Annotated in this window: 30 protein-coding genes; 19 read left to right on the forward strand and 11 right to left on the reverse strand. The window is 61.8% G+C overall.

Annotated elements, in window-relative coordinates; all coding sequences use genetic code 11:
- Window positions 1-84: 84 nt before the first annotated feature.
- Window positions 85-699: a LysE family translocator gene (locus IF189_RS19445; protein ID WP_085710685.1), complete on the reverse strand. Its 615-nt coding sequence runs from the start codon at window positions 697-699 to the stop codon at window positions 85-87.
- Between the two features lie 101 nt (window positions 700-800).
- On the reverse strand, window positions 801-1070 hold the full coding sequence (locus tag IF189_RS19450) for a hypothetical protein (protein ID WP_134827612.1): 270 nt from the start codon (window positions 1068-1070) through the stop codon (window positions 801-803).
- A gap of 389 nt (window positions 1071-1459) precedes the next feature.
- Between IF189_RS19450 and msuE the strand changes: the two genes are divergently transcribed.
- Genes msuE through IF189_RS19470 form a run of 4 tightly spaced genes read left to right on the forward strand, consistent with a single transcriptional unit; the run spans window position 1460 to window position 5504 of the window.
- A complete protein-coding gene (gene msuE, locus IF189_RS19455; RefSeq protein WP_134827613.1) occupies window positions 1460-2023 on the forward strand; it encodes an FMN reductase in 564 nt (187 codons plus the stop codon).
- Window positions 2024-2033: 10 nt separating this feature from the next.
- Window positions 2034-3179 carry an FMNH2-dependent alkanesulfonate monooxygenase gene (gene ssuD / locus IF189_RS19460; RefSeq protein ID WP_192552111.1) on the forward strand — a complete coding sequence of 382 codons (1146 nt, stop codon included), beginning with the start codon at window positions 2034-2036 and terminating at the stop codon, window positions 3177-3179.
- A gap of 10 nt (window positions 3180-3189) precedes the next feature.
- Window positions 3190-4377, forward strand: coding sequence for an acyl-CoA dehydrogenase family protein (locus tag IF189_RS19465; RefSeq protein ID WP_134827615.1), 1188 nt, complete (start codon window positions 3190-3192; stop codon window positions 4375-4377).
- 23 nt (window positions 4378-4400) lie between these two features.
- The gene (locus tag IF189_RS19470) at window positions 4401-5504 is read left to right on the forward strand and encodes a sigma-54 interaction domain-containing protein (protein ID WP_134827616.1); all 1104 of its coding nucleotides are present in this window, start codon (window positions 4401-4403) and stop codon (window positions 5502-5504) included.
- Here the strand turns inward: IF189_RS19470 and IF189_RS19475 are convergent.
- Complete coding sequence (locus tag IF189_RS19475; RefSeq protein WP_134827617.1) at window positions 5501-5866, reverse strand: antibiotic biosynthesis monooxygenase; 366 nt, start codon at window positions 5864-5866, stop codon at window positions 5501-5503. The two genes, IF189_RS19470 and IF189_RS19475, sit on opposite strands and share 4 nt — an antisense overlap.
- A gap of 90 nt (window positions 5867-5956) precedes the next feature.
- On the opposite strand from IF189_RS19475, the gene soxR reads away from it, so the two are divergent.
- On the forward strand, window positions 5957-6415 hold the full coding sequence (soxR, locus tag IF189_RS19480; RefSeq protein WP_085710691.1) for a redox-sensitive transcriptional activator SoxR: 459 nt from the start codon (window positions 5957-5959) through the stop codon (window positions 6413-6415).
- Between the two features lie 36 nt (window positions 6416-6451).
- On the opposite strand, the gene IF189_RS19485 is transcribed toward soxR, so the two are convergent.
- From IF189_RS19485 to IF189_RS19495, 3 genes are all read right to left on the reverse strand, one after another.
- Entirely contained in the window at window positions 6452-7222 is a 771-nt protein-coding gene (locus IF189_RS19485) for a MetQ/NlpA family ABC transporter substrate-binding protein (protein WP_039770347.1), read from the reverse strand.
- Between the two features lie 75 nt (window positions 7223-7297).
- Entirely contained in the window at window positions 7298-7963 is a 666-nt protein-coding gene (locus IF189_RS19490; RefSeq protein ID WP_192552112.1) for a methionine ABC transporter permease, read from the reverse strand.
- A gap of 2 nt (window positions 7964-7965) precedes the next feature.
- A complete protein-coding gene (locus IF189_RS19495) occupies window positions 7966-9180 on the reverse strand; it encodes an SfnB family sulfur acquisition oxidoreductase (RefSeq protein ID WP_192552113.1) in 1215 nt (404 codons plus the stop codon).
- A gap of 259 nt (window positions 9181-9439) precedes the next feature.
- On the opposite strand from IF189_RS19495, the gene IF189_RS19500 reads away from it, so the two are divergent.
- The 10 genes from IF189_RS19500 (at window position 9440) to IF189_RS19545 (ending at window position 17274) form a co-directional block, all read left to right on the forward strand.
- Window positions 9440-9901, forward strand: a complete 462-nt coding sequence (locus IF189_RS19500; protein ID WP_085710695.1) for a VOC family protein — start codon at window positions 9440-9442, stop codon at window positions 9899-9901.
- A 139-nt stretch (window positions 9902-10040) separates the two neighbouring features.
- On the forward strand, window positions 10041-10916 hold the full coding sequence (locus tag IF189_RS19505; RefSeq protein WP_192552114.1) for an alpha/beta fold hydrolase: 876 nt from the start codon (window positions 10041-10043) through the stop codon (window positions 10914-10916).
- Window positions 10917-11139: 223 nt separating this feature from the next.
- Complete coding sequence (locus IF189_RS19510) at window positions 11140-12342, forward strand: PepSY-associated TM helix domain-containing protein (RefSeq protein WP_134827621.1); 1203 nt, start codon at window positions 11140-11142, stop codon at window positions 12340-12342.
- Window positions 12339-12878: a thiamine pyrophosphate-binding protein gene (locus IF189_RS19515; RefSeq protein WP_192552115.1), complete on the forward strand. Its 540-nt coding sequence runs from the start codon at window positions 12339-12341 to the stop codon at window positions 12876-12878. Before IF189_RS19510 ends, IF189_RS19515 begins: the two co-directional genes overlap by 4 nt.
- Window positions 12879-12898: 20 nt before the next feature.
- Window positions 12899-13207, forward strand: a complete 309-nt coding sequence (locus tag IF189_RS19520; RefSeq protein WP_225739982.1) for a hypothetical protein — start codon at window positions 12899-12901, stop codon at window positions 13205-13207.
- Window positions 13204-13770, forward strand: a complete 567-nt coding sequence (locus IF189_RS19525) for a DUF6162 family protein (protein WP_192552116.1) — start codon at window positions 13204-13206, stop codon at window positions 13768-13770. Before IF189_RS19520 ends, IF189_RS19525 begins: the two co-directional genes overlap by 4 nt.
- A 35-nt stretch (window positions 13771-13805) precedes the next feature.
- Entirely contained in the window at window positions 13806-14735 is a 930-nt protein-coding gene (locus IF189_RS19530) for a metal ABC transporter substrate-binding protein (RefSeq protein WP_114884475.1), read from the forward strand.
- A complete protein-coding gene (locus IF189_RS19535; RefSeq protein WP_134827624.1) occupies window positions 14732-15475 on the forward strand; it encodes a metal ABC transporter ATP-binding protein in 744 nt (247 codons plus the stop codon). The genes IF189_RS19530 and IF189_RS19535 overlap by 4 nt, the downstream gene beginning before the upstream one ends.
- On the forward strand, window positions 15475-16374 hold the full coding sequence (locus tag IF189_RS19540) for a metal ABC transporter permease (RefSeq protein WP_096821123.1): 900 nt from the start codon (window positions 15475-15477) through the stop codon (window positions 16372-16374). The genes IF189_RS19535 and IF189_RS19540 overlap by 1 nt, the downstream gene beginning before the upstream one ends.
- Window positions 16375-17274 (forward strand): metal ABC transporter substrate-binding protein, encoded by a 900-nt coding sequence (locus tag IF189_RS19545; protein ID WP_192552117.1) that lies wholly within the window; start codon window positions 16375-16377, stop codon window positions 17272-17274. It abuts the gene before it with no gap.
- A gap of 203 nt (window positions 17275-17477) precedes the next feature.
- Here IF189_RS19545 and IF189_RS19550 read toward each other — a convergent pair whose 3' ends face one another.
- The 5 genes from IF189_RS19550 to IF189_RS19570 form a co-directional block, all read right to left on the reverse strand.
- Window positions 17478-17702 (reverse strand): MbtH family protein, encoded by a 225-nt coding sequence (locus tag IF189_RS19550; protein ID WP_011335246.1) that lies wholly within the window; start codon window positions 17700-17702, stop codon window positions 17478-17480.
- An 83-nt stretch (window positions 17703-17785) separates the two neighbouring features.
- On the reverse strand, window positions 17786-19198 hold the full coding sequence (locus tag IF189_RS19555; protein ID WP_192552118.1) for an aspartate aminotransferase family protein: 1413 nt from the start codon (window positions 19196-19198) through the stop codon (window positions 17786-17788).
- 143 nt (window positions 19199-19341) lie between these two features.
- Window positions 19342-19827: a GNAT family N-acetyltransferase gene (locus IF189_RS19560; RefSeq protein WP_134827627.1), complete on the reverse strand. Its 486-nt coding sequence runs from the start codon at window positions 19825-19827 to the stop codon at window positions 19342-19344.
- A gap of 100 nt (window positions 19828-19927) precedes the next feature.
- Window positions 19928-21250 carry an ATP-binding protein gene (locus IF189_RS19565; protein ID WP_134827628.1) on the reverse strand — a complete coding sequence of 441 codons (1323 nt, stop codon included), beginning with the start codon at window positions 21248-21250 and terminating at the stop codon, window positions 19928-19930.
- Complete coding sequence (locus tag IF189_RS19570) at window positions 21250-21930, reverse strand: response regulator (RefSeq protein WP_114884486.1); 681 nt, start codon at window positions 21928-21930, stop codon at window positions 21250-21252. The genes IF189_RS19565 and IF189_RS19570 overlap by 1 nt, the downstream gene beginning before the upstream one ends.
- Window positions 21931-22236: 306 nt before the next feature.
- On the opposite strand from IF189_RS19570, the gene IF189_RS28890 reads away from it, so the two are divergent.
- The 4 genes from IF189_RS28890 (at window position 22237) to dsbG (ending at window position 26387) form a co-directional block, all read left to right on the forward strand.
- Window positions 22237-22626, forward strand: a complete 390-nt coding sequence (locus IF189_RS28890) for a hypothetical protein (protein WP_225739915.1) — start codon at window positions 22237-22239, stop codon at window positions 22624-22626.
- A gap of 406 nt (window positions 22627-23032) precedes the next feature.
- Window positions 23033-24766 (forward strand): protein-disulfide reductase DsbD, encoded by a 1734-nt coding sequence (dsbD, locus tag IF189_RS19580; protein ID WP_134827630.1) that lies wholly within the window; start codon window positions 23033-23035, stop codon window positions 24764-24766.
- Complete coding sequence (locus IF189_RS19585) at window positions 24766-25641, forward strand: TlpA disulfide reductase family protein (protein WP_134827631.1); 876 nt, start codon at window positions 24766-24768, stop codon at window positions 25639-25641. The genes dsbD and IF189_RS19585 overlap by 1 nt, the downstream gene beginning before the upstream one ends.
- Window positions 25617-26387: a thiol:disulfide interchange protein DsbG gene (gene dsbG / locus IF189_RS19590; RefSeq protein WP_134827632.1), complete on the forward strand. Its 771-nt coding sequence runs from the start codon at window positions 25617-25619 to the stop codon at window positions 26385-26387. The genes IF189_RS19585 and dsbG overlap by 25 nt, the downstream gene beginning before the upstream one ends.
- Window positions 26388-26400 lie beyond the last annotated feature (13 nt).

Below are 26400 nucleotides of genomic sequence, written 5' to 3' on the forward strand. Positions count from 1 at the left end.
GAAGAACAACTTCATTTAAAAGTGCGTAGGAACGCTCCTGAACGCGACTTTAACAGGCATCGGGCCGGCGGTTGTAGCACTGCGTCAGCTAAAGCTTTCAAGGAGTAACGGATACAGCGAAATCACCAGCAGCGCCGCCATGCCCCAGTTGAACACCCGCAACCAGCGACGATCCTTGAGCACATTGCGCAGCAAAGTCCCGCACGCCGCCCAGACGCCGACGCTCGGCAGGTTGATGATGGCGAACACAGCAGCGATCACGATCACGTTGGTGAAATAACCCTGCATTGGCGTGTAGGTGCTGATGGCGCCAATGGCCATGATCCACGCCTTGGGATTGACCCACTGGAAGGCCGCTGCGCCGAGGTAGCTGATCGGTTTCGCCTCGCCGGATTCGCTTTCGCCGACCGGGCCGGAATGGGCGATTTTCCACGCCAGGTACAGCAAGTAGGCCGCGCCTACGTAGCGCAGAACCGTATAAAGAAGAGGATAAGTCTGGAACACCGCGCCCAGACCAAAACCCACCGCCACCACCAGCACGAAGAAGCCGCAGGTAATGCCGAGCATATGGGGGATGGTGCGGTTAAAGCCGAAATTCACGCCCGATGCCAGCAACATGGTGTTGTTCGGCCCCGGTGTGATCGAGGTGACAAGGGCAAACAGGGCAAAGCCCAGCAGCAGGTCGAGCGAGAGGGTCATGGCAGGCAATCCGTCAGGGTCATTCAGGTGTTGACCCTATCCCACGGCGCTGCGCAAACCCACGGACAGTTGGGTAAAACTTCAAGCAGTACAGTTGCGGATCAGCTAGGACGACCATGCAGCTGTACGGTCCGCTCGGCGCTCATCTCACCCTTGTTATCAAACCCGAAAGGCTTCTGTGGCTGGCCGAGCAATTCGGCTTTTTTCACCTGGTATTCCTCGAAGGACAAGCCGCGACGGTTCAGGCTTTCGAGGGCCAGTTCGCGGGTTTCTTCCGCCGTGTAAGGGCGAAGTTCCGGAGACACATGGCTGGCGCAACCAGCGAGAACGGAGACAGCGAGCATCAGGGAAACAGTCAGTAAACGATTCATGGGAGCGTCCTGGCGTGGCGGTGTTGGTCGATGGAGAAAGGCTACGCCCGGGCACACTCCGGCAGAAATCAACGCTCTCAATAGTGGCTATCAGGTTTCCGACAGATCAGTTTTAAATATTCATAAAAGATCTATCAATATCAATTAACAGTCTTTTACGGAATAACAGTCAGCCTTTATAAATCCCTCATCGCGTTCGGCACTGTTGCTCCGGCAACTGTTTCCCAGGCAACAGCGGTTCAACAAACCGGCCTGATAGTCACAGGACCACAGCCCCCGACAGCGCTCAAAGCCCCGGAATACGGGCCTCGAAGGAATTGGTACAGCGCTTGCTCTGCTCCGGTGACTACTCACTGCTCGCCGAGCAACTGTTGAAAAAGGAACTGACCATGTCACGTCCACTGAAAGTCGTCGCCCTGTCCGGCGGAACCTGGCGTCCATCGCGCACCCTGGTGCTGACCCAGGCCCTGCTGACCGAATTGTCCGGGCACCTGCCCGTCGAGAGTCATCTGATCGAACTCGGCGACATCGCCCGCCCGCTGGGCGCCGCACTGTCCCGTCAGGAACTGCCGGCCGAGATCGAAGCCGAGCTGCAAGCCATCGAACAGGCTGATCTGTTGATCGTCGCGGCGCCGGTGTATCGCGGTTCCTATCCGGGACTGCTCAAGCACCTGTTCGACCTGATCGATCTGAATGCGTTGATCGACACCCCTGTACTGCTCGCCGCCACCGGTGGCAGCGAACGCCATGCGCTGGTGCTCGATCATCAGTTGCGCCCGCTGTTCAGTTTCTTCCAGGCCGTGACTTTGCCAATCGGCGTGTACGCCACCGAAGCCGATTTCGCCGACTACCAGATCACCAGCGAACCACTCAAGGCACGCATTCGTTTAGCCGCCGAACGCGCAGCGCCGCTGTTCGGTGCTCACCTCAAACCGTTGCTGAAAATCGCTTAAGGAGCTGTTCATGGATGTTTTCTGGTTCCTGCCGACCCACGGCGACGGTCACTATCTGGGCACCACCCAAGGCGCGCGCCCGGTTACCCTCAATTACCTGAAACAGGTGGCGCAAGCCGCTGACAGCCTCGGCTACCACGGTGTGCTGATTCCCACCGGGCGTTCCTGCGAAGATTCGTGGGTGATCGCCTCGGCGCTGGTGCCGTTGACCGAGCGCCTGCGTTATCTGGTGGCGATCCGTCCGGGGATCATCTCGCCGACGGTCTCGGCGCGCATGGCCGCCACCCTGGATCGACTGTCCAACGGCCGCTTGCTGATTAACGTCGTGACCGGCGGTGACCCCGACGAAAACCGGGGCGACGGCAGTTTCCTCAGCCACCGCGAACGCTACGAAGTCACCGACGAATTCCTGAAAATCTGGCGCCGGGTGTTGCAAGGCGAAGCAGTGGATTTCGAAGGCAAACACCTGAAGGTACAGAACGCCAAAGTCCTGTATCCGCCGGTGCAGAAACCCTATCCGCCGCTGTACTTCGGCGGCTCCTCCGACGCCGCCCACGACCTGGCCGCCGAGCAGGTCGACGTGTACCTGACCTGGGGCGAACCACCGGCCGCCGTCGCCGAAAAACTTGCTGATGTGCGTGAACGCGCCGCCCGTCACGGGCGCAAAGTGAAGTTCGGCATCCGTCTGCACGTGATCGTGCGCGAGGCCGCGGAAGAAGCCTGGAAAGCCGCCGACAAACTGATCGAACACATCAGCGACGAAACCATCGAGGCCGCGCAGAAATCCTTCTCGCGCTCCGACTCCGAAGGCCAGCGGCGCATGGCCGCGCTGCACGACGGGCGCCGCGACAACCTGGAAATCGCCCCCAACCTGTGGGCCGGCGTCGGCCTGGTACGCGGCGGTGCCGGTACTGCCTTGGTGGGCGATCCGCAGCAAGTGGCAGCGCGGATCAAGGAGTACGCGGATCTGGGCATCGAGAGCTTCATCTTCTCCGGCTACCCGCATCTCGAAGAGGCCTACCGCTTTGCCGAGCTGGTCTTCCCGCTGCTGCCCGAGCCGTATGCAAGCCTGGCCGGACGTGGCGTCACCAACCTGACCGGGCCGTTTGGCGAAATGATCGCTAACGATGTTCTGCCCGCCAAAGCCAACGCCTGAGGAAGACCGAGTGACTGCCAAACCGCAAAGCACCCTGCTCTCCCCCTTGCAGACCGCCCGACAACTGGCCGCCGAATTCGCCCTGACCGCCGTCGAGCGCGACGAGCGCGGCGGCACGCCGAAAGCCGAGCGCGATGCCCTGCGCGACAGCGGACTGCTGGCCCTGAGCATTCCCACCCGTTACGGCGGCCTCGGCGCGCGCTGGAGCGAAACCCTGGAAGTCGTGCGCGAATTCGCCAAGGTCGACAGCTCGATCGCCCACGTCTTCGGTTTTCATCATTTGATGCTGGCTACCGTGCGGCTGTTTTCCCGACCGGAACAATGGCAACCGTGGTTTGAGCAGACCGCGCGGCAGAACTGGTTCTGGGGCAACGCGCTCAATCCGCTGGACACCCGCACCGTGGTCAAGGACCTCGGCGGCTGGCGCGAGTTTTCCGGCAAGAAAAGCTTCTGCTCCGGCGCCAGCGATTCGCAGATGCTGATCGCCTCGGCGGTGGACGAAAGCAACGGCGGCAAACTGCTGATCGCGGCGATCCCCAGCGGCCGCAGCGGCATCACTTTGCACAACGACTGGAACAACATCGGCCAGCGCCAGACCGACAGCGGCAGCGCCACGTTCGAACGGGTGCGGGTCGAGGAATCGGAACTGCTGCTGGATCCGGGTCCGTTGAGTACCCCGTTCGCCTGCTTGCGCCCGCTGATCGCGCAACTGACGTTCACCCACATGTTCCTCGGCATCGCCGAAGGGGCCTTCGAAGAAGCGCGGCAATACACCTTGAGCGAAACCCGGGTCTGGCACAAATCCTCGGTGCGCGAGGTGCGTGAAGACCCGTATGTGCTGGCCCATTACGGCGAGTTCTGGGTTGCCCTCGAAGGCATCCGTCTGCTGGTGGAGCGCGCCGCTGCATTGCTTGACGAGGCCTGGGCCAAAGGCCCGCATCTGAGCGCCGAAGAGCGCGGTCACCTGGCCACGGCAATTGCCACGGCCAAGGTCGCCGCCAGCCGCCAGGGCCTGGAGATTTGCAGCCGGTTGTTCGAAGTCACCGGCGCCCGTTCGACCCATGCTTCGCTGCGCCTCGACCGCCACTGGCGCAACCTGCGCACGCAAACCCTGCACGACCCGCTGGATTACAAACTCCATGAGCTGGGCGACTGGGCGCTGAACCAGTCCCTGCCGGTGCCGACGTTCTATTCCTGATTTCCTTTCGTGGAGCGAGACCCATGCAACTGCTGACCCTGCCGCCCTCACCCGCCCTGGCCACTTCGATTCGCGCGACTGCCCAGGTCTTCGAAGACCCGAAGTCCCAGGCGTTGCTCGCGCATCTGCAACAAGTCGCACCGAGCGAAGCCAGCGTGCTGATCATCGGCGAAACCGGCACCGGCAAGGAACTGGTAGCGCGGCATATCCACAACCTGAGCAACCGACGCAACCGGCCATTCATTGCGGTCAACTGCGGGGCGTTTTCCGAATCGCTGGTGGAAGCCGAACTGTTTGGCCACGAAAAAGGCGCCTTCACCGGCGCCCTCAGCGCCAAGGCCGGGTGGTTCGAAGAGGCGGATGGCGGCACCTTGTTCCTCGATGAAATCGGCGATTTGCCGATAGCGATCCAGGTCAAATTGCTGCGGGTCTTGCAGGAGCGCGAAGTGGTGCGCCTCGGTTCGCGCAAGAGCATTCCCATCGATGTGCGGGTGTTGGCGGCGACCAACGTGCAACTGGAGAAAGCCATCAACGCCGGGCATTTCCGTGAGGATCTGTATTACCGGCTCAACGTGGTCAATCTGGAACTGAGCCCGTTGCGCGAGCGGCCCGGCGACATTCTTCCGCTGACCCGGCATTTCATCGAAGCCTACAGTCAGCGCCTGGGTTACGGACGCATCACCATCAGCCCCGGCGCCGAACACAAATTGCGCGGCTACAGCTGGCCGGGCAACATCCGCGAACTGGAAAACGTCATCCACCACACGCTGCTGATCTGCCGCAACGGCGTGATCGAACGCGACGACCTGCGCCTGTCGAACCTGCGCATCGACCGTCCCGACGATCAGCACGGCAGCGTCGACGATTCACCGGAAGCGCTGCTCGAACGCGCCTTCCAGAAACTCTTCGAACAACAGGCCGGCGCGCTGCATGAAAAGGTCGAAGACGCGTTGCTGCGTTCGGCCTATCGCTTCTGCCACTACAACCAGGTGCACACCGCCGCGTTGCTCGGCCTGAGCCGCAATGTGACCCGCACGCGGCTGATCAAGATCGGCGAACTGGCGGTGAACAAGCGGCGGCCCACGGAAAACCTGCAGGGCGAACGCTTGATCCAGCTGTCGATCTAGCCCACCAGTTGGCAGTGCAAACCATCGTCGTGACTGCGGGCGATGCTGCTGAGCACCTGGAATGAACCGAAGGTCACGGTTCGCGCCTGATGGGCGCGGATCAACTGCCAGAAATCCTGCTCGCCGGTTTCGAAACTCTGGAACGCCGCCTCCCCCGCCTCACGGGATTGCCATTGCAGGAAACCCAGCACCCGCCGGCCATCATCGCTGGCCTGAACGCTGGCGCTGACGAAACCGGCATAACGCTGGGCCAGACGCTCGGTCTGCACAGTCAGCGCCGCTACCAGAGCCGGTTGTTGACCGGGCTCGATTTCAAATTCGATCAATTGGGTGAAGCTGCGGTTTTTCGCTGTGACTTGCATAACGCCCCCACTCGGTCAGGCGAATCTTGCGATTCGAAGGCCTGCAGGGTAAAACCTCGAGTTAACTAGAGGTCAAGGGGCAATTTTCAAATGGTCACAGCGGAAAATTTGCACAGGCAACTCACCGTCGGCGAAGTCGCGGCGCGCAGTGGTGTCGCCGTCACCGCCCTGCATTTCTATGAATCCAAAGGTTTGATCAAAAGTCAGCGCAATGCCGGCAACCAGCGGCGTTATCCACGGGAAGTGCTGCGCCGGGTGGCGCTGATCAAGGTGGCGCAACGGTTGGGCATACCTTTGGCGGAAATCGGCGAGGCGTTGAAACAGCTGCCGGACAACCGCGCGCCGACAGCAGCTGACTGGAAGGTTCTGTCGGAACAGTGGCGGCGGGAGCTGGATGAACGAATCAATCAATTGATGCTGCTGCGGGATCGACTGACCGGTTGTATCGGCTGCGGCTGCCTGTCGATGGAAGCCTGTCCGCTGCGCAACCAGGGCGATGTGCTGGGCGAGCAAGGGCCGGGAGCGCACTTTCTCGATGTCCCGGATTGACGGTTCCCTCAGCGTGGGAACCGTCAAATCGATCCATCAGAAGCCCGGCGCAATCTGCCCTTTGTAGCGGGTCAGAATGAACTGACGCACTTCATCGGAATTCAACGCTTTGGCCAGTTTCTGCAAGCCCGGGTCGTTGATGTTGTCGGGACGGGCGACCAGAAACTCGATGTACAGGCTCTTGCCCTTCTCGACGATCAGCGCACTGTTGGTGTCGATTCCGGCTTCCAGCGCGTAGTTGGCGAATACGAAGGCCAGGTCCACCTGGCTCACCGAGCGAGCCAGCAACGCGCCTTCCAGTTCACGGATTTTCAGGTGCTTGGGGTTTTCGACGATGTCGCGCTGGGTGGCCAAAGTGTTGCTCGGATCCTTGAGTTTGATCAGCCCCGCCTCATGCAACAGCACCAACGCGCGACCGGTGTTCACCGGGTCATTGGGGATCGACACGCTGGCGCCGTCTTTCAATTCCGAGATGTTTTTGATTTTGGTCGAGTAGGCGCCGAACGGCTCGATGTGCACGCCGACCACCGGCACCAGATCGGTGTGGCGGGTCTTGTTGAAGTCATCGAGAAACGGCCGGTACTGGTAGTAGTTGGCGTCGAGGTTTTTCAGCGCCAGTTGCTGGTTGGGCTGGATGAAGTCGGTGAAGACCTTGATGTCCAGGTCCACGCCTTCCTTGGCCAGGGTCGGTTTGACGAATTCGAGGATTTCCGCGTGCGGCACCGGGGTGGCGCCGACGATCAGTTTTTCGTTGGCGTGAGCGCCGAACGACAGCACGGCAGCCAGAACGGCCAGGGTCTTTTTCATGGTTTGCTCCAAGGCAGATTTGAGTGGCCGTCGTGGTGTGGACGTGGGGCCTTTATGGGATGAACTGTTTTTTCTTCAGCGGCGGCTGTAGTGCGCCACCAGTCGGTCACCGGTCATTTGCAGGGCCTGCACCAGAATCAGCAGCAACACCACGGTGACTACCATCACGTCGGTCTGAAACCGCTGATAGCCGAAGCGGATCGCCAGATCGCCGAGCCCGCCGCCACCGATCACGCCAGCCATCGCTGTGTAATCCACCAGTACGATGGCGGTGACCGTCACCGCCGCCAGCAGCCCGCCCCGGGCTTCCGGCAACAGCGTGTGGCGAATGATCTGCCAGGTGTTGGCGCCCATCGCCTGGGTCGCCTCGACCACTCCGCGATCGACTTCACGCAATGCGGTTTCCACCAGCCGCGCGAAGAACGGTGTGCAACCGACCACCAGCGGCGGAATCGTTCCGGGCACGCCCAGCGACGTGCCCACCAGCAACGTGGTCAGCGGAATCAGCACGATCAGCAAAATGATGAACGGCAGCGAACGCAGCATGTTCACGATCACCGACAGCACCCGGTACAAGCCGACTGTTTCATGCAACTGGCGCTTGCCGGTGAGAAAGAGCAGCAGCCCCAGCGGCAAACCCAGCAACACCGTGAACAGCAGCGCCGCACCGAACATGCTCAACGTATCGAGACAGGCCTGGGCGATGTCGGCCCAGTAAATGTGTTTGAACCACTCGGCCATGATCAGGACCAGTCGTGGCGCGGTGGCTTGACGCCGTTGAGTAGCCAGTTGCCGACCACGTGGTATTTCCAGCGCACCGGGTCATGCAGGGTGTGCACCCGGGCGTTGCGCCAGTGGCGGTCGAAGTTGTGCTTCTTCAGGGTCGAACGGGTGCCACCGAGTTCGAACAACTTGTTACTGGCCTCGATGGCGATTTCGGTGGTCAGCACTTTGGCCTTGGCCACCGCGAGTGACGCCAGTGCGACGTTGTCTTCATCGGGTGCCGGACGTGCGGCGTCGAGCGCCCAACCGGCGCGTTCCAGCAACGCCTCGGCGGCTTCCAGACGGATTTCCAGTGCGCCGATCTGAATGATCGTCAGCGGATCTTCGCTGGCCTTGTCCACACCCGCATCGATCCATGGCCGGGCGAACTGACGGACGAACTCAACCGTGTCACGCAGCGCCGCCCGGGCAATGCCGGCGTCGATGGCGGCAGTGGTCAACTGGGCGAACGGCCCGGCCAGGGTCGGGCTTTCGTAGGAGCGATACGTCGGGAAAAGATTGAACGGTGCTACGTGAAGATCTTCCGCCAGCACGGTGCCGCTGGACGTGGTGCGCTGGCCGATGCTGTCCCAGTCGTCGACGATCACCAGCCCTTTTGTGCCGCGCTCGACGAACGCCAACTGGCCCTTCTGTTCCTCATCCAGCGCCAGGACCGCCAGCCAGTGAGCATAGAGCGAACCGGTGCAGTAACCCTTGCGGCCGTTGATCACGAAGCCGTCACTATAACGACGGATCGTGGTCTGGATGTCCTGCACATTCTTGCCGCCGGTTTCCGACAGCGCATTGGCAAAGCGATGACCTTGCAGCGCCAGTTCAAAAAAATGCGCCTGCTGTGCGGGCGTGCCTTGCAGGCGAATATCCTTGAGCAGGCAGTAGTGGTTTTGCGGGATCTGCCCGAGGGACGGATCGGCGGCGGAAATGATCGCGATCACCTTTGCCAGCACCGCACTGGACACCTGCGCGCCGCCGTACTCCTTCGGCACGGTAATGCCCCACAGGCCACTGTTGGAGTACATGTCGACGATTTCGGCGGGCACTTCACGGTGGCGGTCACGCTCGCCGGCCTGCTCCTGCAAAACAGCGGCGACCTGTGCGGCCACGCGCAAGGCTTCGGCGTCGTCGGCGATCCGATGGGCGGCCGGCGGGTTGATCGGATAAACGGCAGATTCAGACATGGATGACTCTCGGTATCGGTGTTGTACCGGGTCATTGCAGCTTCTGTGCCTGTCTGGCAGCCCTTGTCTGACGCGGTTTTCAACGGCTATCAACAGATCCTGGCGATGAAAACCCGCGCATTCTGTTGCTTCACTGTCGATGGCTGAACACTGCTCGTCGGCTACTCGTTCATGGCAGCGCGACGGATCTATAGTTGAGCGACCGGAAACCCCGGCGAAGGCAAACCTTCAGTCACTCATAAAAAAAGGGAGTACCGCCATGAGCGTCCAACCCATCCCGGAGGGGTACCACAGCGTGACCCCGTATCTCGGCATCCATAAGGCCGCCGAGGCCATCGATTTCTATAAAAAGGCGTTCGGTGCCACCGAAGTCATGCGCCTGAGCATGCCTGACGGTCGCGTCGGCCACTGCGAACTGCGCATCGGCGACAGCGCGATCATGCTGGGCACACCCTGCGACCAAGGGCCATTGAGCAACCCGGACAGCGCCGTGTCCGTCGGTCTGCATCTGTACGTGACCGATGTCGACAAGTCGTTCCAGCGTGCACTGGATGCCGGGGCGAAGGCAGTGTCCGAGGTCAAGGATCAGTTCTACGGGGATCGCAGCGGTACGTTGAAAGATCCTTATGGGCATCTGTGGTTCCTGGCCACACGCAAGGAAGACCTGACCCAGGAGCAGATCGAGCAGCGGGCAAAGGAAATGTTTCAGCAGGCTCAGTAACGACGATTCTCCATTCCCGCGCCGCGCGCGGGGATGGGTGAACACGATTCATGAACCGTCGAACCACGCTTCACGCCTTGTCATGAACGCCCGGCGATTTCAGGATGCAGGTCAACCGCCTGAATAAAGGATAACCCCGATGTTTGCCGGATTCGTTAAAGACCAGCGCCACGTCAATGGCGTGGACATCACTTATCGCCTCGGCGGCAGCGGCCCCGGCCTGCTGCTGTTGCACGGGCACCCGCAGACCCACGTCATCTGGCACAAGGTCGCCGAGCAACTGGCCGAGCATTTCACCGTGGTTGCCGCCGACCTGCGCGGTTACGGCGACAGCAGCCGACCACCCGCCGATGAGCGGCACGTCCACTATTCCAAGCGGGAAATGGCCTGCGACGGCGTGGAACTGATGAAGGCGCTGGGCTTTACGCAATTCTCGATCCTCGCCCACGACCGTGGCGCCCGGGTCGCCCATCGCCTGGCCCTCGATCACCCTGCTGTCGTGCAGCGCATGGTCCTGCTGGACATCGCGCCGACTCTGGCAATGTACAGCCAGACCAACGAAGCCTTCGCCCGGGCCTACTGGCACTGGTTTTTCCTGATCCGCCCGGCGCCGCTGCCGGAAACCCTGATCGAAGCCGATCCCGAAGCCTATCTGCGCAGCGTCATGGGCAGCCGCAGCGCCGGGCTCAAGCCGTTCACTGACGAAGCGTTCGCTGAATACCTGCGCTGCCTGAGCCTGCCCGGCAGCGCCCGTGGGATCTGCGAAGACTACCGGGCCAGTGCCGATATCGATCTGGAACATGACCGGGCCGACCTCGCGGCTGACCATCATCTGAGCTTGCCGCTGCTGGTGTTGTGGGGCGCTGAAGGCACGGTCGGTCGTTGCTTTGATCCACTCAGGGAATGGCAGCAGGTGGCCACCGACGTGCGCGGCAAATCCTTGCCCGCCGGGCATTACCTCGCTGAAGAAGTGCCCGAGCTGCTGCTCGCCGAGGCACTGCCGTTCCTGCGCTGAGCCATCCCGCCCATCCGCTCACCACGATTCCAACAGGCGTCGTGGTGAGATTGCAGTCGCGAAACATTTACTTTCACATCCTTCATCGGGATTTGCTTCAGTCATCCGTCTTATAGAGATGCGGGCCAGTCGCGTAGGCAAAAGCCACGACCGGCCCTTCAGGGACTCCCGTGCTGCGAAGCCCGTAGCGCCGAGCCCCCTCACTGAATCAAGACCCGTCATCATGTCGAAGAAATCCCGCTCGAAACTGTGGTTCCTCGTACACAGCTGGTTGGCGTTGCCGATCTGGTTTTTTGTTCTGATTGTCTGCGTCACCGGCACCCTGGCGGTGGTCAGCCAGGAAATCGTCTGGCTGGCCAACCCGCAGATGCGCGCCAGCGCACCGTCGGACGACGCACCGCGCCTGAGTTACGACCAGATCCTCGCCGAAATCAAAAAAGCCGAACCGCAGACGCTGGTGCAAAGCATCAGCCGGCCTGACGAGTCGCACTTTGCCCTCGACGTCGAGGTCAGCTACCCCGACGGCCGCTCGCTGACGGTCTACGTCAATCCTTACACCGGGGTCATCCAGGGCACCGCGCCGACCTTTGACTTCAAGGCCTTCACCCGCGCCTTGCACGGCTGGTGGCTGGTGCCGTTCACCAACGGTTTCAGCTGGGGCTGGTATCTGGTGTCGTTCCTCGGGCTGCCGATGCTGGCGTCGCTGGTGACCGGGCTGGTGGTGTACAAGCGCTTCTGGAAAGGCTTTTTCCGTCCGACCCTGCGCTTCAACCACGGCGCGCGGATCTTCTGGGGCGACTTCCATCGCTTGAGCGGTATCTGGTCGATCTGGTTCATCGCGGTGATTTCCATCACCGGGGTCTGGTTTCTGATCCGCGCCCTGCTGTTCGATTTTCAGATTTCGATTTCCAGCGAGCCGATCATTCCGGCCATGTCCCGTGAAAGTGTGCCGATCTCCACCGACGGCACGCCCCCGCCAAAGATCAGCCTGGATTCGGCCATCGAGATCGCCCAGACAAAAATCCCGGGACTCGAAGCCAGTTTCGTCAGCCTGCCCGGCAACGCCTACAGCCACATGAGTGTCGGTGGTCGCGGCTGGTATCCGCTGATGTTCCAGACCGCCACGCTCAATCCTTACAACGGTGAGATTGCCGCCTCGCGCCTGCTGTCCGACCGGTCGGCCGTAGAGTTCGTCACCGAATCCATGCGTCCGTTGCACACCGGCGACTTCGGCGGGATATGGATCAAACTGGTCTGGTTCTTCTTTGGTTTGCTGCTGAGCATGATGGTCCTCAGCGGTCTGCTGATCTGGACCAAACGTACCGCACTGGCCACGCTCAACGCCCTCAAGCGCGAAGACAAGAGAAACCGCAAGGCGATACCACGATCGACTCCTCGACATGAGCCTTCGGAGGTGAGCCCGTGAGCCAGAGCAAAGCAATATCACCCTCGCGCGTCCGCCGGTTCTGGCACAAGTGGCGATTCCACCTCAATGTCCTGCTGTTGCTGATTCCGCTCGGGTTCATGCCCAAGTACTTTGCCGATGCTTCGCTGTTTCGCGGCGACAGTGGCCTGGGCGAACGGGAGATCGGCGAAATCCAGGTCGGTCCCTGGAGCCTGCGCCTGGCGGAGCTGCGCAATCAGGCGCCGATCCTGACCGGCCCTGCCGGTTACATGAAGGACTTCAGCGCCGCCCTTTGCGACGCCTGCATCGATCACGTCAAGGCAACTTACCTTCGCATCGGCAAACCCCGCAGCCTGCGGGCTGCCGGCGTGATCTTCTTCGGCACGCCGTATCGCATGGGCACCCGGTTGCCGGTACCGGAAAAGACCGCCGCCGACGCCGAGCTGTGGATCACCATGGAAGGCTGGGACGGCAACATGCACCAAGCCTCGATTCCGCTGAGCCAGGCCTCACCCGCCACCCTTGCCTGGCTGAACAAACAAGGAGCCAAACCATGAGCCGCCCTTTTCACCCGATCATGAATGCTGCCTTGCTTGCACTGTGCGCCGGTTTCAGCGCCAGCGCCCTGGCCCACAATCCGATGTGCGAGTGCAAGGCCATCGATGCCGAGCAGATCAAATGCACCGGCGGTTTCTCCGACGGCAGCGGCGCGCCGGGGGTGACCCTCGACGTGATCGGTTACGACGAGACCATCCTGGTACCGGGCAAGCTCGGCGCCGATTCGACCCTGACCTTCAAGAAACCCGGCGCCGAGTTCTACGTGCTGTTCGACGCCGGCCCCGGCCATGTGGTCGAAATCGACCAAGCGGATATCGAAGCCCCATGACCACGCCGACCACTCAAGTTGTTCGCCCCGCCGGTGCCGGCCATGAAACCCTCAATGTGCTGCTGATGTGCCTGCTGATCCTCGCGGTCGCCGGCTCCGTGGTGGCATGGCGCGGGGTATCCCACGAACCGGAGCCGGTTTCCAGCCATCAGCTCGACGCCCGCCGCGACCTCGGCGCCAGCGAGCAAGGCATCTACGCCGACCTGCGGGTAACCCTCGACGAAATCCACCTGTTGCGCGAAGAACAGCAAACGCTGCCGACCCCGCAGAACCTGGCCGATGAAGGTTTCGCCCCATTCGCCCAGGACGCCAGTTCGGTCAGTCGTGGCGGTCATGCCTGGCAATTGCTGGCCGACACCACCTACTTCGGCCACAGCCAGGCACCGGCCGTGGCCGGCTCGTTTCTGATGCGCCTGAACGACGCTGCGCCGGACATCTGGCTCAACCGCGCTGCCGATCTGCAAGCGCCGACAGACCTGTCCGACGCGGCACTGACCGCGGCCGGATGGAAACAGATCGTCGCGCAATTCGATGCCGGGGTGACCCGCGAGCATCGTCATTGAACCCTCGCCTTCATTCGAGAGAAGTCCGCTTGCCCATGCCTAGTTCATCTCAACGCCGCCCCTTCCTGCGCCTGCTGCTGATCGGCCTGTGCGCCTGCCTGCTGAGCCCGCTGGCCAGCGCCGATCCGGCCAAACGCCTGCGCATCGGCATCACCCTGCACCCGTATTACAGCTATGTGGCGAACATCGTCGGCGACAAGGCCGATGTCGTGCCGCTGATTCCCGCCGGTTTCAACCCCCACGCCTACGAGCCGCGCGCCGAAGACATCAAACGCATCAGCGGGCTGGACGTGATCGTGCTCAACGGCGTCGGCCATGACGACTTCGCCGACCGCATGATCGCCGCCAGCGAAACGCCGGACATCAAGACCATCGAAGCCAACGAAAACGTGCCGCTGCTGGCCGCCACCGGAGTCGCCGCGCGCGGTGCCGGCAAAGTGGTGAACCCGCACACCTTCCTGTCGATCAGCGCCTCGATTGCCCAGGTCAACAACATCGCCCGGGAACTGGGCAAGCTCGACCCGGACAACGCCAGGACCTACACCCAGAACGCCCGCGCCTACGGCAAACGCCTGCGGCAAATGCGCGCCGACGCCCTGGCCAAACTGACCCAGGCACCGAACGCCGAACTGCGGGTCGCCACCGTTCACGCGGCTTACGACTACCTGTTGCGCGAGTTCGGCCTGGAAGTGACGGCGGTGGTCGAGCCGGCCCACGGCATCGAGCCGAGCCCGAGTCAGTTGAAGAAAACCATCGATCAACTGCGGGAACTGGACGTGAAGGTGATCTTCTCCGAGATGGATTTCCCGTCCACCTACGTCGAGACCATCCAGCGCGAATCAGGTGTGAAGCTGTACCCGCTGTCGCACATTTCCTACGGCGAATACACCGCCGACAAGTACGAAAAGGAAATGACCGGCAACCTCAATACCGTGGTTCGGGCGATTCAGGAGTCCGGCGCATGACGGCACAGGAAAACCTCTCGATCGTCAGCAGTGGCCCGACCCTGGAATTTGCCGAAGTCAGCCTGACACTGGGGCGCACCACGATTCTGGACAAGGTCAGCTTCCAGGTGCAGCCCGGCCACGTGCATGCGCTGGTCGGCCCCAACGGCGGCGGCAAGAGTTCGCTGATCAAGACCCTGCTCGGGCAAATGCCCCATCAGGGCCGGCTCAGCCTGCAATGGCCCGGCGAGCCCGGCACCATCGGCTATGTGCCGCAGGCGCTGGAATTCGACCGGGGCCTGCCGATGACCGTCGACGACTTCATGGCTGCCATGTGCCAGCGCCGCCCGGCGTTTCTCGGCCTGAGCAAGCGCTACGCCGGCGCCATTGGTGAGGCGCTGGAGCGGGTCGGCATGCAGGACAAACGCAAGCGCCGGATGGGCGCGCTGTCCGGTGGTGAACGCCAGCGGGTGCTGCTCGCCCAAGGCCTGATCCCCGCCCCGCAACTGTTGGTGCTGGATGAACCGATGTCGGCCCTCGACGAAGCCGGAATCCAGGTGTTCGAACGCCTGCTCGGCGACTGGCGCGCGACGGGCATCACCGTGCTGTGGATCGAACACGATCTGGAAGCCGTCGGACGCCTGGCCAATCGCGTCACCGGCCTCAATCGCCGGGTGCTGTTCGACGCCACGCCGCAGCAGGCGCTGACCCCGGAACGTCTGCTGACCCTGTTCTCGACCCATCCACGGAGCGCTGCCTGATGAGTTACGAAGCCTTTCGTTTGATGGTGCAGGGGTGGGCCACGTCCGGTTACCTGCCGGAAGCCCTGGCCTACGGTTTTGTGGTCAACGCGCTGCTTGCCGGCCTGTTGATCGGCCCGGTGCTCGGCGGTCTCGGCACGCTGGTAGTGGTCAAGCGCTTCGCGTTCTTCTCCGAGGCGGTGGGTCACGCGGCGCTGACCGGCGTGGCCATCGGCATTCTGCTCGGCGAACCCTACACCGGGCCGTACGGCAGCCTGTTCGGCTACTGCCTCCTGTTCGGCATTCTGCTCAACTACCTGCGCAACCGTACTGGCCTGGCACCCGACACGTTGATCGGCGTGTTTCTCTCGGTGTCCCTGGCGCTGGGTGCCAGCCTGCTGCTGATTCTGGCAGGCAAGATCAATGTGCACATTCTGGAAAACGTACTGTTCGGCTCGGTGCTGACGGTCAACGGCAATGATCTGGCAGTACTGGCAATCGTCGGTTCGCTGGTGATGGCCCTGGCCTTGCCGCTGTACAACCGCATCATGCTTGCGAGTTTCAACCCGCAACTGGCAGCGGTCCGCGGCGTCGCGGTGAAGACCCTGGACTATCTGTTCGTGATTCTGGTGACGCTGATTACCGTCGCGGCGGTGAAAGTCATCGGCGCGATTCTGGTCGGGGCCCTGCTGGTGATTCCAGCGGCGGCTGCGCGTTTGCTCAGCCAGTCGCTCAAGGGCTTTTTCTGGTGTTCGGTGCTGATCGCCACGGTCAGCACGCTGTGCGGGATTCTCGCGCCCATCGTCTTTGACCTGCCGATTCCGTCCGGCGCCGCGATCATCCTCGTTGCCGGCATCGGCTTCGCCCTCGCCGCCATTGCCCGGGGCGTCGTCCCCAGTCTGAAAGGGAACCTTGGATAAATGTCTTTTTCTTTGCGACAACTTGCCCTGGCCATCGCCCTTAGCGGCGCTGTCTCCAGCCCATTGCTGGCCGCCGAAAACCCCGTGCGCGTGCTGGCCTCGCTGCCGATCACCTATGGTTTGGGCGAAGTGCTGCTGAAGGGTACCGACATCAGCCTGGAACGCGCGGCACCGGCAAACCTGCCGGGCAGCCGTCAGTCCGCGTACTTCACCGGGCGCGGCGCTCCGGCACTGGACAAACTGGCCAGCGGCGCCGATGCAGTGATCGGCGTGCGCTCGCTGTGGGCTGAAGACCCGCTGTACCCGATGGCCCGACGCAGCAACATCCGCATTGTCGAAGTCGATGCCGCCCGCCCGGTGGACGGCGCCCTGCCCGGCATTGCCGTGCAACCGGGGCTGAAAGTCGACGGCCTGAACAGCCAGCCGTGGCTGGCCAGCAACAACATGGGACGCATGGCGGACGTGATGGCGGCGGACCTGGTGCGTTTGGCGCCGAAAGACAAACCGAAGATCGAGGCCAACCTGGCCGCACTGAAACAGCGACTGCTGAAACTCAGTGCCGACAGCGAGGCACGTCTGGCCAGTGCCGACAATTTGAGCGTGGTGAGCCTGAGCGATCATTTCGGCTATCTGATCGGCAGCCTGAATCTGGAATTGGTCGGGCAGGATCCGCGACCGGACGCCGAATGGACGCCGGAAGACCTGAAAAAATTGACAGCAACGCTCAAAGACAACGACGTGGCGGTGGTGCTGCACCATCGGCAGCCGTCGGACGCAGTGAAAGCGGCGATTGCCGAATCGGGCAGCCATCTGTTGGTGCTGAGCACCGATTCGGCGAATCCGGTGGCAGAGCTGGAAGGGAATGTGGACGCGCTGCTCAAGGGCTTGAGCGGCGCGTAACGCCATTAGGACCGCGTCATCGTTCATCGCTGGCAAGCCAGCTCCCACAGTGATTTGAGGCGTTCGCGAGTAATGTGCAACGCAACAAAAACCTGTGGGAGCTGGCTTGCCAGCGATGAGGCCTTCACAGGCAACAAAAATTCCAGACATGAAAAAACCCGCTGACTGTTTCCAGTCCAGCGGGTTTCTTTTTGGCTGAAGAGTTACTGTGCAGCCGCTTGCGCTTCCATCTTCTGGCGCAGGCTCAGCGGACGCATGTCGGTCCAGACTTCTTCGATGTAGGCCAGGCATTCCTTTTTCAGGCCGCTCTTGCCCACGGTGCGCCAGCCTTCCGGAATGGCCTTGTAATCCGGCCAGATCGAGTACTGCTCTTCGTGGTTGACCACGACCTGAAAGAGGATGTCCTCGCGGTCGAATACTGACGTCATGCTGTGTCTCCATCGTTGTAGGGGTGGGCTGCACGGTGGGTGCAGCCGGGTATGTAGAAGGAACGTTCGGCGCGGCGAAAAATTTACAGGGCGGCAGTCGCGGCACTCAGCGCCCGGCCGAAGATCTCGGCGACGCGGTCGATTTCAGCGGCGGTGATCACCAGCGGCGGCAGGAATCGCACCACCGCGCCATGCCGTCCGCCCAGCTCCAGGATCAGACCGCGCTTGAGGCACTCGCGCTGCACCAGCGGCGCCAGGCGCGCAAACGCAGGTGGATGACCCAGTGCATCCGGTGCACCGTTCGGATCCACCAGTTCGACACCGAGCATCAGGCCGCGACCGCGAATGTCGCCCAGTTGCGGGAAGTCACGCTGCAGGATATGCAGATGCTCGCTCAGGCGTTCGCCCATGGCGGCGGCGTGTTCGCAGACCTTGTGCTCGACCAGGTAACGCATCACCGCGGAACCGGCGGCCATCGCCATCTGGTTGCCACGGAAGGTGCCGGCGTGGGCACCCGGCTGCCAGGTGTCGAGCCAGTCGCGATAGACCACCACCGCCAGCGGCAGGCTGCCGCCGATGGCCTTGGACAGCACCACCACGTCCGGGGTGATGCCGGCGTGCTCGAAGGCGAACATCTTGCCGGTACGGGCGAAACCGCTCTGGATCTCGTCGACGATCAGCGCGACGCCAGCCTTTTCGGTGATGCGACGCAGACCGCGCAGCCACTCGATGTCCGCCGGGATCACCCCACCTTCGCCCTGCACCGCCTCGACGATCACCGCCGCCGGCAATTGCACACCGGCCTCCGGGTCGTTGAGCAGGTTTTCCAGGTAACTCAGATTGGCCTTCACACCCGCCGCGCCACCGAGGCCGAACGGGCAACGGTAGTCATACGGGAACGGCATGAACTGCACGCCATTGCTGAGCAGCGCGCCCAACGGCTTTTTCGGCCCCAGGCTGCCCATCAGGCTCAAGGCGCCCTGGCTCATGCCGTGGTAACCGCCGGAGAACGACAGCACGGTGCTGCGGCCAGTGGCGGTGCGCACCAGTTTCAGCGCGGCTTCCACCGCGTCGGTGCCGGTCGGGCCACAGAACTGGATCTTCGCTTCCTTGGCCAATGCAGGCGGCAGCAAACCGAAGAGGTCCTGAACGAATTGATCCTTCACCGGCGTGGTCAGGTCAAGGGTGTGCAGCGGCAACTCATCGGCCAGCACTTGCTGGATGGCCTCGATCACCACCGGATGGTTGTGCCCCAGCGCCAGGGTACCGGCACCTGCCAGGCAATCGATGAAGGTACGGCCTTCAACGTCTTCGACATACAGACCCTTGGCACGCTTCAGCGCCAGGGGAATGCGTCGCGGATAGCTGCGGGCATTGGATTCCTGCTGGCTCTGGCGGGCCAGTAACGGCGATTCATTGAACTGATACAGCGTTTCCGCCGGCGCGGAGGCGATCCGGGCCGACGACTCTTCGATAAGGCTGGTGGCGACTGACATCTCTCGACCCCTCAATTCGCTATGGATAGTGACCAAAACTGCACACCGCACAGGTGCGCGTTCCGGTCCCGGGGCGCACATGCAGGTTTTCCTGTTCTGGAAACGCACCAGCACGTCGAGGATTTACACCCTTGAGCGAGTTGTCATGCCGACAGCGGCAGCGACTTGTGCATCGGCAGGCTGCGCATGCCGTGGCGAATGAGCGGCGGCGCCGATTCGCGATAACCCAGACGTCGATAAAAGGCTTCACCGGTGCGAGTGCTGGTGAGCACGGAACGGGCGCTGCCGCGAGTCAGCAGCCAGCCTTCAAGGTCAGTCATCAGCGCCCGGCCCACGCCCCGGCGAAACCATTCCGGCTGCACATGACACAGCGTGATATCGCCATTGGCCAGCGCCATGCCGACACCCACCGGACGGTCCTGCAATAACGCAATGTTCAGGTAGCGCTGTGGGTCGGCCAGCCAGGCGCTGATGTGTTCCGTCGATTGCTGACGAATCCAGGCGTCTACGAGGTGTGGATCGTTACGATGATCGAGTGCGCAACCGACGCGGATCGAGCGCTCGACGATGCGACTGATGATGCCGGTATCGGCCGCAGTGGCCGGGCAAATGTAGATGGATGCATCCATGGCGCTGTTACCTCAATCCATTGAGTCAAAGGCTGGGGCGACAATAGCGGCGCGCCCGGCGAATGACCAATGGAGAGAAGTTACATTTGATGTGCCGGGCTCAGGCCGGTTGCAGCGGCATGGTCAGTTCGACCCGCAAGCCATCCGGGCGACTGTCGAAATGCAGGGTACAGGCACAGCGCTGGACAATCGCCTGGACAATCGCCAGCCCGAGCCCGCAACCGGTGCTCTGGCCGTTGCGCCAGAAGCGTTGGGTCAGGTGTTGCAGATCGTCCGGTGCAATTCCCGGCCCGTGATCGCGCACCACGAAACGCACGCGGTTGCCGATGGTTTCCAGGCTCAGCTCCACGGCCCCCTCGGTCGGGGTATGGCGCAGGGCGTTATCGAGCAGGTTGCGCAAGGCTGCGATCGACAACACCGCCGGCATTTGCAGCGGTGCACTGGACAGTTTTTCAGGCAGGTGCAGTTTGATTCTCTGACGTTCGTCGCTGGCGGAGTCCTGAATCGCCAGTCTTGCCACTTGCTCGGCGCTGCACTGCACCCCGTCGTCGAACGACAGGCTGCCCTCGACCCGGGCCAGCAACAGCAATTGCTCGAGGGTTCGGTGCAGGCGGTCGGCGCCCTCCTCGGCCCGGGCCAGGGACTGATCGCGGGCGTTGCCGTCAGTCATGCGCGCCACTTGCAGGTGGGTCTTGATCGCCGTCAGCGGGCTGCGCAGTTCATGGGCGGCGTCACCGGTCAGGCGACGTTCACGCTCGATGGTCTTGCCGATGCGCTGGAACAGTTGGTTCTGGGTTTCCAGCAGCGGTTTCAGTTCGCTGGGGAATGACTGCAACTGCAACGGTTCGAGGGAGTCGGCATTGCGGCGCATCAAGGCTTCGCGCAAGCGATTGAGCGGTGCCAGGCCCTGACCGATCCCCAGCCACAGCAGGCACAGGCAGCCGAGCAGCGCCACGCCCACCGGCACCGAGGCCGCCAGCAGGATCGACATGTTCAGGGCTTCGCGTTCGATCACCCGGTCGGCGGTGGTGATCCGCACATCGCCCCGGGCCAGGGTGAACGTGCGCCACGGCGCGCCATCGATCATCTGATCGTGGAAGCCCATTTTCTGCGCCTCCAGTGCCTGCTCCGGGTTGTTGTGGCTGCGGGCGAGGATCTCGCCACGCAACGAGCTGACCTGACAGGCCATGCCGCCGGGAATGTTCAACTGTTCGGCACTGAAATGGGTGCCCTCGCCCTTGCTCGGAATTGCCGGCAATTGCTCCAGCAGCCCGGCGACCATTCGCGCCGAGGCCACCAGCCGCTGGTCGAGGGAAAACATCATCTGGTTACGCAGGTCGCTGAGCATCCAGGCAGCCGCCAGTGCCCAGATCAGCGCGAATGCGGCGCCGAGGGTCAGGCTCAGGCGCAGGCGCAGACTCATCACTTGTCGGGTTCTCCACCATCGGCCGGGCCCAGGCGATAACCGAGACCACGCACGGTTTCAACGATGCCTTTGCCCAGTTTGCTGCGCAGGTGATGGATGTGCACGTTGAGGGCGTTACTCTCCAGCTCATCGCTGAAACCGTAGACGCTGTCCTTCAATTGCTCGGTGGACAGCACCCGGCCACGGTTGTGCAGCAGGGCTTGCAGCAGGGACTGTTCGCGGCGGGACAGGTCCACCGAACGGCCGGCCAGCGTGGTTTCACGGCTGCTCGGGTCGTAGGTCAGCGCGCCGTGCTCGATCAGGTTGACGCTGCGCCCGGCCACCCGGCGCAACAGGGTTTGCAGACGGGCAAACAATTCACGCAGGTCGAACGGCTTGAGCAGGTAATCGTCGGCGCCGGACTGCAGGCCGTCGACCCGGTCGGTCACCGAGTCCCGCGCGGTGAGGATCAGTACGGGAATTTCCAGACCTTGCTGGCGCAGTTGCTGCAACAGTTTTAGCCCATCTTCGTCCGGCAGACCGAGGTCGAGCACCATCACGTCAAATTCGGCGACCTTGAGGATCGCCCGGGCCTTGGAGGCGGTGTTGACGTGTTCGACCGTCAAGCCCTGAGCCGTCAGCCCGGCGACGATGCCGCTGGCGATCAACTCATCGTCTTCGCAAACCAGTACGTGCATGGGAGCTCCATGAGAAAAAACACGAGTCAAGCAGGAGAGGATTAAGCGGCAATTATGGGCACTGTTTGTGCCAAGGAAAAGCACGATCCCGAATCATGCGGCTACGGAAAACTTCTTTTCCAACACGAGCTACTGCGCCACCAACTAAAAAACCAAGAAAACAACTTATCAACCCAATAAATCACACCCGACACAAACAGCAAACATCTACGTAATGCACAGACGTTATTTACCGCGATAACCTTTCAACGCAACACAAACAACAACCAACCAAACAATCACCACTTAATTAAGAAAAAAGATCAAATGTCCAAACTTAAAAACTTTGTCGCCATCGACTGGCGCTCCGGCACCGACCGTATTTATTTCTTCCTCAAAGATAACGACACCTATTCCCGCTACGACAATGGCGACGAAAAAATATCCGATGATTATCCGCAACCGATCAAGGGCAACTGGGACAGGTTCGATGCCCATGTCAAGCATCTACGCTTCGGATTCACCCAAACACTGGCGGGCGACAAGGATATTATCTGGTTGTTCTTTAACAACGGCGATAAGCCATGGGTGTGTGCCTATGACCAGGACAAAAACAAGATTGACGCCTTTTACAATCTTTCCAACTCTCTCTGGACGCCGATCCTGCCCTACTTTGAAAGAATCATCGCCGGTACATGGCTGGAAGCGCTCGGATAAAAATCCCTGTTTCGCTTCCTGTTGAATGACGGAACTCATCTGACATTCGATACTATAAAGCAACAAGTAAAGCACGATCCCATAGCGGTATTGCCCGGACTTGCACCTTATAAACATCGTCTTGTTACTGCGGCTCAAGTTGATCCTACTTTCAGCGACAACCTCTGGTACATCTTCCTGACCAATGACCAGTTCGTGACCTACAACATGCAAAAAGGCCGGGTCGAGGGAGGCGTGCACAATGTCAGTGGCAGATTCGCCGGGTTGACCCGGGGCCTCTGACTCCCCAAACCGTCTGCAATGCTGTAGCGTCGCGCAGGTTCTACGCATGGAGATGCCCGGTTAATCATCGGTTAATCGCTGCCGCCCATCGTGTTCATCACTTGCACAGGGACAAGGCTCCACCATGCGTCATATTTTTTTGTTGTTTGCACTGTTGATTTCGGGTCTGGCCCAAGCAGGGAACGATCCTTTTGCGACAAAACCGGAATTTCTCCCGGTCGACAAGGCCTTCGTCCTGACCTCCGAACGTCTGGATTCCGGTGAAACCCAACTGTTCTGGCAGATCGCCGACGGCTACTACCTGTATCAGAAACGCCTGAAATTCGACGGGCTGGCGGCGCAAAACGCTCCGGCGCTGCCCGAAGGCGAATCCCACAGCGACGAGTATTTCGGTGAGCAACAGGTCTATCGTCAGGGTCTTGAACTGAAAATCCCGGCGGCAGCCAAAGGCCAGATCAAGGTCAGTTATCAGGGCTGCGCCGATGCCGGCCTGTGCTACCCGCCACAGACCCGGGTGATCGACCTCGGTGGCAAAGCGGCCGCTGCGGCGACCGGTGAGGCACAGGATCAAGCGTTGGCCAGCGGCCTGCAACAGCATTCGCTGGGCTGGAGCCTGCTGGTGTTCTTCGGGCTCGGCCTGTTGCTGGCCTTTGCGCCATGTTCGTTGCCAATGCTGCCGATTCTGGCGGGCATGGTGGTCGGCAGCGGTGCCACGCCACGTCGTGGTTTCGCGCTGGCCAGCAGCTATGTGGTTTGCATGGCGCTGGTTTATGCGGCGATGGGCGTGATCGCGGCGCTGCTGGGAGCAAACCTTCAGGCCTGGTTGCAAAACCCATGGTTGCTCGGGACGTTCGCGGCGGTGTTCGTGATTCTGGCGCTGCCGATGTTCGGCTTCTTTGAACTGCAATTGCCGGTGGCCGTGCGTGATCGACTGGAGCACGCCTCGCGCAGTCGCAGCGGCGGCAGCCTGGTCGGTGCGGGTGTACTGGGCGCGTTGTCCGGCCTGCTCGTCGGCCCGTGCATGACCGCACCGCTGGCCGGTGCCCTGCTCTACATCGCGCAAAGCGGCAATGCCCTGCACGGTGGCTTGATCCTGTTTGCCCTGGGCATCGGTATCGGCATCCCGCTGTTGGTGCTGGTGACGGTCGGCAATCGCTTCCTGCCGAAACCCGGTGCGTGGATGAACCTGCTCAAGGGCGTCTTCGGCTTCCTGTTCCTGGGCACGGCGGTGTTGATGCTGCGTCCGGTGCTGGACTCGTCGCTGTGGCTCGCACTGTGCGGCGCGCTGCTGCTGATCGCGGCCTACAGCGCCTGGAAACAGTCCGAAGGCTTCGGCCGGGTGGCCCAGTTGTTCGGCGCCAGCTCGCTGTTGCTGGGACTGTGGGGCAGTTTGCTGGTGGTGGGTGCAGCGGGCGGTAGTGATGATCCGTTTCAACCATTGCAGGTGTATAGCGCCGGACGCACCGGCACGGCGGCACCGAATGGTCACGAAGCATTCATTACGATCAAGGATCCGGCGGCCCTGCAGAGTGAACTCGACGCCGCCAAGGCTCAGGGTCAGTGGGTGTTGCTCGATTACTACGCCGACTGGTGCACGTCGTGCAAAGTCATGGAGAAAAAAGTGTTTGGCCAGGCGCGGGTGATGCAGGCCCTGAGCGATGTGCGTTTACTGCGCCTCGACGTCACCGATGACAATGCCGCCAGCCGCGAGCTGCTCGGCCGCTACAAGGTGCCGGGGCCACCGAGTTTTGTGTGGATCGGCACCGACGGTGAAGAGCGCCGCAGCCAGCGCATCACCGGCGAGGTCGATGCCGACACCTTCCTGCAACGCTGGACCACCACCCGAGATGCCCGTTAATGCTGACCTTCACCCTCGGCACCTTTGCCATTGCGCTCAACCACCTGCTGCTGATCAGCGCCCTGGCGCTGGCAACATTCGTCGGCTGGCGGGTGGCCAAACGCGGTGGCGATAACCCCGAGTCGGCGCTGTTCAGCCTGTTTCTGCTGGGCATGCTCGCGGCGCGCATCGCGTTTGTCGCCGTGTACTGGGGTCACTATCGCAACGATCCGTGGCAGATCATCGACCTGCGCGATGGCGGCTTTCTCGCCTGGCCGGGGGTGATCGTGCTGTTGCTGGCGGCGCTGTATCGCGGCTGGCGTCGGCCGGGTTTGCGTCGACCGCTGGGTTTCGGTGTAGCCAGCGGTGTGGCGTTCTGGGTACTGGCGACCCTGTCGCTGAACATTTATGAGCAAGGCACACGCCTGCCGGACATCACCCTGCGCAACGCCGCCGGGGAAACCGTGAAACTCGCCGACTATCAGGGCGGCCCGCTGGTGATCAACCTGTGGGCCACCTGGTGCCCGCCATGTCGCCGGGAAATGCCCGTATTGGAAAACGCCCAGCAGCAACGCCCGGACCTGACGTTCCTGTTCGTCAACCAGGCCGAAAGCATGCAAAGCGTCGCGACCTTCCTCGAAACCCAGGGCCTGAGCCTGAACAACGTGCTGTTCGACCGCAGCGGGCATCTGGGTCAGGCCGTGGGTTCCATGGCATTGCCGACTACGCTGTTCTATAGCCCTGACGGCCAATTGCTGGCCAGCCATCTGGGCGAATTGTCGAACGCCAGTCTGGCCCGGGCCCTGGAAAACTTCGACACCCCGAATCCGACTACGAACGCCGCACCGGCCACCTCTGCAAGGAAACTGCCATGCCCCGCCTCCGCCACCTGTTGACGCTGTCTCTGGGCGCCGCCCTGCTGCACTTGCCGTCGGTGCAGGCCGCTGAACAATTGCCTGACGCGATCAAGAAGATCGAAGCCAAGGGCGCGAAAATCGTCGGCCAGTTCGACGCGCCCGACGGACTGCGCGGTTACGCCGCGCAATACCAGAACCGTGGCATGGCCCTGTACCTGACGCCGGACGGCAAGCATGTGCTGCTGGGCAATCTGTACGACGCCGACGGCAACGACCTGAGCAGCGCACCGCTGCAAAAACTGGTGTACGCACCGATGGCCAAAGAAGTCTGGGCCAAGTTCGAGGCGAGCAACTGGATTCAGGACGGCAAAAAGGACGCACCGCGTACGGTGTACCTGTTCAGCGACCCGAACTGCCAGTACTGCAACATGTTCTGGGAACAGGCCCGCCCTTGGGTCAAGGCCGGCAAGGTGCAGTTGCGGCACATCATGGTCGGCATCATCCGCGAAGACAGCCCGGCCAAATCCGCCGCGCTGCTGGCGGCCAAGGACCCGGCCAAGGCCCTGGACGATCACGAGAAGGCCGGCAAGTCCAGCACGCTCAAGGCCATGAAGGATATTCCGGCCGCCGTGCAGACCAAACTCGCAGCGAACATGCAGTTGATGGAAGATCTGGAATTGCAGGCCACCCCGGCGATCTTCTACATGGACGACAAGGGTGAACTGCAACAACAGCAAGGCGCGCCGACGCCGGACAAGCTGGCGAAGATTCTCGGGCCGATGTAACGCCTGGTTTGCA

The organism is Pseudomonas sp. IzPS59 (genome assembly GCF_014863505.1).
GTDB lineage: Bacteria > Pseudomonadota > Gammaproteobacteria > Pseudomonadales > Pseudomonadaceae > Aquipseudomonas > Aquipseudomonas kribbensis.